The 8,531-nt window shown below is 69.3% G+C and carries 6 protein-coding genes; 3 read left to right on the top strand and 3 right to left on the bottom strand.

Annotation, left to right across the window (positions count from 1 at the left end; all coding sequences use genetic code 11):
- The first annotated feature begins 169 nt into the window (after positions 1–169).
- Positions 170–463, top strand: coding sequence for a hypothetical protein (locus HGG74_RS19730; RefSeq protein ID WP_168489134.1), 294 nt, complete (start codon positions 170–172; stop codon positions 461–463).
- A 30-nt stretch (positions 464–493) separates the two neighbouring features.
- Here HGG74_RS19730 and HGG74_RS19725 read toward each other — a convergent pair whose 3' ends face one another.
- Positions 494–1,468 carry an SDR family NAD(P)-dependent oxidoreductase gene (locus HGG74_RS19725; RefSeq protein ID WP_205762232.1) on the bottom strand — a complete coding sequence of 325 codons (975 nt, stop codon included), beginning with the start codon at positions 1,466–1,468 and terminating at the stop codon, positions 494–496.
- 87 nt (positions 1,469–1,555) lie between these two features.
- Complete coding sequence (locus tag HGG74_RS19720; RefSeq protein ID WP_168489132.1) at positions 1,556–2,116, bottom strand: SRPBCC family protein; 561 nt, start codon at positions 2,114–2,116, stop codon at positions 1,556–1,558.
- Positions 2,117–2,327: 211 nt separating this feature from the next.
- Between HGG74_RS19720 and HGG74_RS19715 the strand changes: the two genes are divergently transcribed.
- Together HGG74_RS19715 and HGG74_RS19710 are read left to right on the top strand one after the other, a co-directional pair.
- Positions 2,328–4,196 carry an ABC transporter ATP-binding protein gene (locus HGG74_RS19715; protein ID WP_168489130.1) on the top strand — a complete coding sequence of 623 codons (1,869 nt, stop codon included), beginning with the start codon at positions 2,328–2,330 and terminating at the stop codon, positions 4,194–4,196.
- 103 nt (positions 4,197–4,299) lie between these two features.
- Positions 4,300–5,535 (top strand): ROK family transcriptional regulator, encoded by a 1,236-nt coding sequence (locus tag HGG74_RS19710; protein WP_168489128.1) that lies wholly within the window; start codon positions 4,300–4,302, stop codon positions 5,533–5,535.
- A gap of 389 nt (positions 5,536–5,924) precedes the next feature.
- Here the strand turns inward: HGG74_RS19710 and treS are convergent, their stop codons facing one another.
- Positions 5,925–8,177, bottom strand: a complete 2,253-nt coding sequence (gene treS / locus HGG74_RS19705; RefSeq protein ID WP_168489127.1) for a maltose alpha-D-glucosyltransferase — start codon at positions 8,175–8,177, stop codon at positions 5,925–5,927.
- Positions 8,178–8,531 lie beyond the last annotated feature (354 nt).

Here is an 8,531-nt window from a genome sequence, read left to right as displayed (position 1 = left end):
CCCCAACCCAGCTGACAGGCCCGGGCCCGGCTGCTGCCGACGTTGCGCCGGGCTGCTGCAGTTCCCTTCCACTCGCCCGGGTGGGGGCGTAGGCTCCCACCTAGGCGCCGCCGCGGGCGTGCTTGGGACAGGTGCCGGGGCAGGTAAGTGGGACGGAAAGGTGAGGCGAATGGACAGCAGCACGGAACCGGGCGGGACGCCGCGCGTCCACCAGGATGCTCCAGCCGAAGGCAGCGCTACCGGCGGACAGCCGGAGGACAAAGGCACCCACCCGCAGGCTCCCGCAGAAGGCTCCGAAGCGCCGGGGGAGGGCAGCTCCGCGGTGGACCAGACCGCCGCGCGCGGGCGTCCGCTGGGCGGCCAGGAGCCGGATCCGGTGGTCAGGCCGCAGGGGCAAACGGCAGGGAAACCCGGGGAGGCGCCGCCGGCGGACACGGACGAAATTCCGCCGGGCGGGGCGTAGCGCAGCCCGCCCCTGTCCCGGAGCGTTCCGTCACGGGCGCCAATGCCGCCGGAGAACTGCCCCAACGGCCGGCACGGCAGCCAGGGCCAGGAGCCGGCGCCGCCCGGCGCGCCATCCTCCGGTGACCCCGTTGGCCCCGGCCTGGGGTGCGAACACGGTCCCTGCCGTGGGCGGAACCGCCCCGCCGCGCAGGGCGAGGGCGTCCATCAGCGGCGGCATGCAGCGGTCGTACAGCTGGGGCAGCAGGGCATGCCAGGGAAGGAAACTGCGCTGGAGCTGCCCGACGACGGCCTCGGCCCGCGGCCGGTCCGCCAGCCGCACGATCCTGCGGGCAACGCGGCCGGGGCCGGCAACCGGAGGCAGGGGGTGGACCCACTGCCCGGTGTAGTTGGCCGCGTGCTGGTAGATGGGCGTATCGATGGTCGACGGCAGCACGGTGCAGACACTGATGCCCTTGGTCCCGTGCAGTTCCTGGCGCAGCACCTCGGCGAAGCCGAGCAGGCCGAACTTGCTGGCGACATAGGGCGAGACGTACGGGGTCGTGAGCTTGGAGTACACCGAACCGACCAGGATCAGGACCCCGCCGCCCTGGGCGCGGAACCGTGCCAGGGCGGCCCGGGCGGAATACACCTGGCCGAACAGGTTGGTCTCCAGGATCTGCCGGAAAACCTCCGGCGGGGTGTCCTCGAAGGTGCCGTAGCTGTAGACCGAGGCCGCGCCCACCCAGACGTCGATCCTGCCGAAGGCGCCAACTGCCGCCTGGGCCAGGGCCTGCACCTGTGCCTCGTCACTGATGTCCGTGGGGACGGCGACGGCGCGGCCGCCGAGCCGGATGCACTCGGCCGCCACGCTGTCCAGGTCGGCGGCGCTGCGGGCGGCGAGGACCAGGCAGTCGCCCCGCCTGGCGAAGCGCCGTGCGGCCGCCCGTCCGATGCCGCTGGAGGCGCCGGTGACCACCACGACCCGGCAGGGCCGGGCTGCACCGGGTCTGCTTTTCCTGACCATGCGAATGTCCTGTCTGCGGTACGGTCCGCACTCACGCCAGCGGGCCGGCCCCATGACGGTGGCCGGCCCGCTGCTGCACCGCGGAGCCTACAGTCCGGGAGTGCCGGTCGTGCCGGTGGTTCCCGTGGTGCCAGTGGTTCCCGTGGTGCCGGTGGTTCCCGTGGTGCCGCCGGTCATGCCGGTTCCGCCCGATCCCGGGGCGTCCACGTCGCCGCGCCAGCCGCCGCTTTCGACGCCCCGGCTTTCAATGAACTCCTTGAACTTGCGCAGGTCGGACTTGACCTGGGCATCGTCGATGCCCAGGGCGGCGCCGGCCTTTTCGGCAAAGGTCTCCGGGTCCCATTCGAGCTGGATGGCGATCCGGGTATTGCTCTCGTCCAGCCGGTGGAAGGTGACGACGCCGGCATGGCTCTTGCCGTCGACGCTGCGCCAGGCGACCCGCTCGTCCGGGTGCTGCTCGGTGATTTCGGTGTCGAATTCGCGCTCCACGCCGCCGATCTTGGTCTTCCAGTGGTTGGTGGTATCGGTCAGCTGCGTGACCGACTCAACGCCGGACATGAACTCGGGAAAGGACTCGAACTGCGTCCACTGGTTGTAGGCAGTGCGGACAGGAACTGCGACGTCGATGGTTTCCTCGACACGTGCCATGGTTTTTCCTCCTGCAGCTGGTGGTTCCTTCGGCAGCCGCCCGCAGATCCGGGCCGCTGGTGCCCACGCTACCCAGACACCCCCACCGCCGCAATGGCAGTGCCGCCGTCCGCCGGTGCCCCGGGCGGCATCCGGGACGGGCGGAATAAGACTTAGGCTTGAGGCATTGAGACGGTAGCGTCTTGAAGCTGAATCGAAGGGGAGCGTCGCGATGTCCATGGAAGGGGCGGCATTCAGTTCGCTGTGGAGGCTGTCCATGGCCGACGGCGCCAGGACGTCCTTCTCCAGGGAAACGATCCGCCGGACGCTGGCCTTCGCCGCGCCCTACAAGGGCAAGCTGCTGGTCTTCGTGCTGGTCTCGGTCGTGTCGGCCACGCTGGCCGTGGCCACCCCGGTGCTGGCCGGCCAGGTGGTCGATGCGATCGTGGCCAAGGCCAGCGTCAGCACCGTCGTCTGGCTCGCCGTCGTCATCGCGCTGGTGGCCGTGGCCGACGCCGCGCTGAGCATGGTGACCCGCTGGCTGTCTTCCGGGCTGGGCGAGGATGTGATCCTGGACCTGCGCACCGCGGTGTTCAACCACGTGCAGAAGATGCCCATCGCCTTCTTCACGCGCACCCGCACCGGCGCCCTGGTGAGCCGGCTGAACAACGACGTGATCGGTGCCCAGCGGGCGTTCGCCGGCACACTCTCCGGCGTGGTCAGCAATGTGGTGGCGCTGATCCTGGCCCTGATCGTGATGCTGAACACCTCCTGGCAGGTCACGGTGCTGGCCCTGCTGATGCTGCCGGTCTTCCTGCTGCCGGCCCGGCGGATGGGTTCGCGCCTGGCCGCGCTGCGCCGGGAGGCGGCCAACCACAATTCGGCGATGAGCACGCAGATGACCGAGCGGTTCTCGGCGCCCGGGGCCACCCTGGTCAAGCTCTTCGGCCGCCCGGAGGACGAGGAGCGCGAGTTCAGGCTCCGGGCCCAGCGGGTGCGGGACATCGGCGTGCGCTCGGCGGTGCTGCAGTGGGTCTTCGTGACCGCGCTGACCCTGGTGTCCGCGCTGGCGCTGGCGCTGGTGTACGGGCTGGGCGGCTTCTATGCGATCACCGGGCAACTGGCCGCGGGCGACGTGGTGGTGCTGGCCCTGCTGCTGACCCGGCTGTATGCGCCGCTGACGGCGCTGGCGAACGCCCGGGTGGAAATCGCCAGCGCGCTGGTCAGCTTCGAGCGGGTGTTCGAGGTACTGGACCTGGACCCGCTGATCAAGGAAAAGCCCGGGGCCAGGACCGTGCCCCCGGGCCCGGTGTCCGTGGAGTTCAAGGACGTGCACTTCGCCTACCCCTCGGCGGAGAAGGTCTCGCTGGCTTCGCTGGAGGAAGTGGCCGTGCTGGATACCCGCGGCGGCGAGGAGGTGCTGCACGGGATCAGCTTCCGGGTCGAACCGGGACAGACCGTGGCCCTGGTGGGTTCCTCCGGCGCCGGCAAGTCCACCATCGCCCAGCTGCTGGCCCGGCTGTACGACGTGGACTCCGGCGCCGTGGAACTGGCAGGCATCGATGTCCGGGACCTCAGTTTCGAAGCACTGCGCACCACCATCGGCATGGTGACCCAGGACGGGCACCTGTTCCACGAGACCATCCGCTCCAACCTGCTGCTGGCCCGGCCCGAAGCGACCGAGGACCAGATCCGGGAGGTGCTGCGCCGGGCCCGGCTCGAGGCGCTGGTGGCCTCGCTGCCGGACGGCCTGGACACCATGGTGGGCGAGCGCGGCTACCGGCTCTCCGGCGGGGAGCGCCAGCGCATGACCATCGCGCGCCTGCTGCTGGCCCAGCCGCGGGTGGTGATCCTGGACGAGGCCACCGCGGCCCTGGATTCGACCAATGAGGCCGCCGTCCAGGCGGCCCTGACCGAGGCGCTGGCCGGACGCACCGCCGTCGTCATTGCGCACCGGCTCTCGACTATCAGGAGTGCGGACCAGATCCTGGTGGTCGAAGGCGGCCGGATCGTGGAGCGCGGCACGCACGCCGCGCTGCTGGCCCGTGACGGGCGTTACGCCGAGCTGTACCGGACGCAGTTCCAGGTGCAGCCGGCCTAGGACCGGGCATTGCGCCACAAAAGCGAGGACACCGCCTCGGGACATTGTGTACAGTGTCCTAGGTTCACCCAACTTGGCAACCTTTTTAAGCAGGGGCTCGTACATGCAGCGTGGCACCAACCTGGGCCGTCTGGGGGGCTACAACCAAGCGGTCATCCTGGACGCGATCCGGCGCGCCCATGAGGGGGTTGCCCGCGTGGAGCTGGTGGAGCTGACCGGGCTCTCGCCGCAGACCATCAGCAACGTGGTGCGCCGCCTGGTGGACGAGGGGCTGGTGCGCGAGGACCGCAAGACCGTCTCCGGGCCGGGCAAGCCGCGCACCCTGCTGGCGCTGGAGGTTTCCAGCCGGTTCGCCATCGGGATCCACCTGGACCCGGCGCTGGTGACGCTGGTGCTGCTGAACCTCGATGGGGAAGTGGTGGCCTCCGCCCGGTACGAAATGCCTGCCGTCGGAGAGCCCGACCAGACGGTCAGGGCCATGGCCGGGCACGTCCGCGAGCTGATCCGTTCGGCAGATGTTGCCCGGGAGAAGATCCTGGGGATCGGGGTGGCCGCGCCCGGCCCGATCGATGTGCCCCGGGGCATTGTGGTCGGCCCGCCCATGCTGCACGGTTGGGAAAGCGTGTCCCTCCGTGAGCCGCTGCGCGAACTCACCGGGCTGCCGGTCCTGCTGGACAAGGACGTCACCGCGGCGGCCGTGGCCGAACTCTGGGCCAGCGAGCGGGCCGAGCCGGAGAATTTCGCCTTCATCTACCTGGGTACCGGCCTCGGGGCCGGCGTGGTGCTGCAGGGCGAGGTGTTGCGCGGCGCCACCGGCAATATCGGCGAGATCGGGCACTTCCCGGCGCAGGTCGACGTGCCGGAATGCTTTTGCGGCCGCCGCAACTGCGTGGGCATGGCGCTGGCCTTCCGGACGCTGATCCAGCAAGGCATGGATGCCGGGCTGCTGCCGCCCGGCCAGGACCTGGACAAGCTCTCCCTGACCAACGAGGCCGCCTACCAGCTGTGCAGGATGGCCCGCCAGGGGCAGCCGGAGGCACTGGCCATTTTCCGCAACGCCGCACGGCACCTCGGTACGGCGGTGGCCCATGTGGCCAATTTGCTGGACGTGGACCGGATCGTCTTCGGCGGGCCGTGGTGGGAGGGCCTGGCCGACTTTGCGCTGCCGATGCTGCGCCAGGAAGTGCAGGAGCAGTTCGTGGCCCGGGCCATCCACGAGGTCGAAGTGACCGGGTCCGGATTGGGCACCGAAGTCGGTGCCATCGGCGGGGCCTGCCTGGTCCTGGACCAGACCTTTTCCCCGAAGGCCAGCGGCTTGCTGCTGGGCAACCCGGCCTGAAAGGCCAAATGTCAAAAAGGCCAAATGTGAAGCGGTTTGACCAAATGTGTCCCGTTTCACCTTCTGTTAACCCGGCCGGCTTGCTTTAGTAAATCAAATAGATTTACATGGAGGAGACGGCGCGGCTGCTGCCGGTCCCGCGGAGTGAACGGTCCGCAGGCGAGGCAGCGCCTGGGGAGGAAGGCCCGCCGTCAGCCAAGGCACGCGGCCGGAGCAATCCGCGCCTGGGTCGAACGGGAAGAGCACCGCAGGCGCGTGGCCAGCTCAGAGGCCGGCTCCGCAGCCTTGGACAGTGGGAACCGCCGCCCGTGCATTCGTGGGGGGATGCACAGGCGGCGGCTTCCGCATTTAAGGGCGTTGTCCGGCAAGCGCCTCCTGGCGCGGAGTGCCTAGGGCAGTGCCGCCTCGGGGGCGTCGTCCTCCTCCGGCGGCTCGCCCAGAATCAGCACGGCACCTTGGTAGGCCGGCAGCTGGAGATAGAAGCTGTGCAGGTCGTCGACCTGGCCCAGCAGCACTTCGCCGCCGAGGACATTGCTGACCGGCGCGCCGCATGCCAGGTGTTCCGAGCGGACGGTGCCGGCAATGTCCTCGGGCGAGAAGTTGATCGCCGTGATCTGCACGGAACCGGAGGGAAGCCTGTTCACCAGCACGAGCAGCCCGCGGTGGGATACCTCGGGAACGTCGAGCAGTTCCCCTTCGGCGATCCGGTAGTGCTCCCGGACCTGGAGGATCGTGGCCAGCTGCCGCACGAAGGAGGACTCGTCCTCGAGCTGTTCGGCCAGGGTGCCGTACAGGCTCACGGCCTTGGGCATGCCCGAGGTGGACGCCTGGGCGGAGGGGTTGAAGCCCATCAGGTCGTGCGCGCCCCGGTTGATCCACCGGGTATCGCCCTGGGCCATCAGCGGGCCGACCTGGCTGCGGTCCAGGGCCAGCACCCCGCACAGGTCCCAGCCGGAGAGGGCGAAGACCCCCGGCTGCAGGGCGTTGTACATGGCCAGCAGCAGGTGCACCTGGCGGATCCGGGCGGTCTGCTCGGCCGTAATCGACTTCAGGTCGGTGATGCCTAGGACCGCGGCGATCACGCTCGCCGTCGTGCAGGCAATGCCGTTGGTGGTGAAGACCAGGTTGTAAGGCCCGGCGCTGCCGGTGAGCTTGTCCCGGAGGGTCTGCTGGACGGTCTCGGCCAGCTGCGCACCGGTCAGTTCCTCGCCGCCGAGCTCGTAGAGATCGTCCTTGTGCTTGGTGGTGAAATGCACCAGTTCGTAGGTGAGCTCGTCGTGGTTCTGCAGGGCATGGATCAGGGACGCCTGGTCGACGCCGATCTCCATGGCCAGGCGCAGGGTCAGGCGCAGGAACTCCGTGTCGGCGGTGACCAGGGCGTGGTGGTAGGCCGGACGGGTCACGAAGTCGTAGGACAGGTCCGGGCCCCGTTCGGAGGTGGCCTTGATGTCGTCGATGCTCAGGTTCAGCTCCTGGAAGGTGAAGCCGCCGACCTTGCGCACCATGCTGCCGATGAGCTGGTTGGCCGCCTCGGACAGCGGGTGCCCCTCGGACCATCCGGGCCGTTCCTCGGCGCTTTTCTCCACCCCCAGGAAGCCGTTGGCGTCCAGGCGCAGCGCCCCGGTGCCCAGGTCCACCAGGGAGTGCAGGGCGTCGCCCATGACCAGGCGCATGCCCGAAAAGGTCGGATCCAGCCAGTTGATCGAGGGCTGCCCGGCCTTGAAATAGTGCAGGTACACCCACCGGCGCAGCTTGCCCGTGGTGTCCACGACCGGGCGCGTGGCGCTCCAGTTCGTTTCCTTCACGCCCGGTTCGTAGAAGATGACCCGCTGCAGCGCGCCGATGATGTACCCGGCCTCCTGCAGCGCCTTTTCGGTGGCGGCGTCGATATTGACCGAATCCTCGCCCTCGGGCACGTCCGGGAGCAGGTGCCAGTCCGACTCCGGGATGTCGATCATGTGGTAGATGCCCGGGTAGTCCCGGTAGTTCATCTCGGCGAGCCGGAAATCGGCACCCTTGCCGGTATGGCCCGGGACAATGTCGTCCACGATCGTGCCGCCGTGCCCGGTGGCGACCTCGCACATGTGGCGGAACTCCTCCTCGGTGCCGAACAACGGGTCGATCGCCATGCTGATCCGGTCGAAGTGCCCGTCCACGCTGGGGGTGTGCTCCCAGCCGGTCAGGCCGCCGGCCAGCTTCACCGGGCCGATGTGGACCGCCTTGATGCCGATCCGCTCGAAGGCCGTCCACAGCTCGGCATCGCCCAGGGCGGCCAGGAAGGACTGGCCGGGCCTGGTAATGAAGGACAGCGGATACGCGGTGAACCACACCGACGCCCGCTCCACGGCGGAGCGGGGGTCCGGGTAGGCGAACGGGTTCTGCCACATGCTGGCCTGGCCCGAGAGCTGGCGGGCCAGGACCTTGGCATCGCCGAGCATCGACTGGTTCCGCAGCCATTCCACGTAGACGGCGTTGCGCCCGTCCGGCTCGAACGGCGGCTGGCCGGGCACGAAATGGCGCCGCCGGGCCTTCGGCCGCAAAGCCCGAGGGCGGGCGGGGTAGAACTGCTCGTCGAAGCTGATTTCCGGACTTTGGGGAGTTTCGCGTTCTTCGGATTCTTCCGGCAGAACCGAGTCGGGCATTACGGCGTCCTTCGCTGTGCGGGGGGTTGGCGTCGGCAGGTTCGGGTGGCGGACTCTTCAGGGAGCGGTAGCTCGTGCTGCGAGAATACAGCGCATCGTGCCGAAACCCTAGACCGGCCCCCGCCAGCGGTCCGCCGGCTGCCGATCAGCCAGGGACAGGAAATGCGTGCCGGAAGCGGGTGCAGGAAACCTTGGTGGGAAGCCGGGCCGGCAAAGCCGCGGCACAGCCAGAAAAGGCGCCTGCTGCACTGGATCCAGTGCAGCAGGCGCCGTCGAGCTGGTGTGCCCCTGACCGGAATCCAGCCGATGGCCTGCCCTACAGGAGCGGGACGGGCTGGCGTCCAGGAGCGGCCG

It is taken from the genome of Arthrobacter mobilis (assembly GCF_012395835.1).
GTDB classification, from domain to species: Bacteria; Actinomycetota; Actinomycetes; order Actinomycetales; family Micrococcaceae; genus Crystallibacter; species Crystallibacter mobilis.
The sequence above is the reverse complement of the archived record's forward strand: the minus strand, read 5'-3'. Positions and strand labels throughout refer to the sequence as shown.

Bases quoted from the DNA above. Each gene is read 5' to 3' on its own strand.
- HGG74_RS19720 (WP_168489132.1), bottom strand. From the start codon at position 2,116: ATGGCACGTGTCGAGGAAACCATCGACGTCGCAGTTCCTGTCCGCACT.
- HGG74_RS19715 (WP_168489130.1), top strand. From the start codon at position 2,328: ATGTCCATGGAAGGGGCGGCATTCAGTTCGCTGTGGAGGCTGTCCATG.
- treS (WP_168489127.1), bottom strand. From the start codon at position 8,177: ATGCCCGACTCGGTTCTGCCGGAAGAATCCGAAGAACGCGAAACTCCC.
- HGG74_RS19725 (WP_205762232.1), bottom strand. From the start codon at position 1,468: ATGGTCAGGAAAAGCAGACCCGGTGCAGCCCGGCCCTGCCGGGTCGTG.
- HGG74_RS19710 (WP_168489128.1), top strand. From the start codon at position 4,300: ATGCAGCGTGGCACCAACCTGGGCCGTCTGGGGGGCTACAACCAAGCG.
- HGG74_RS19730 (WP_168489134.1), top strand. From the start codon at position 170: ATGGACAGCAGCACGGAACCGGGCGGGACGCCGCGCGTCCACCAGGAT.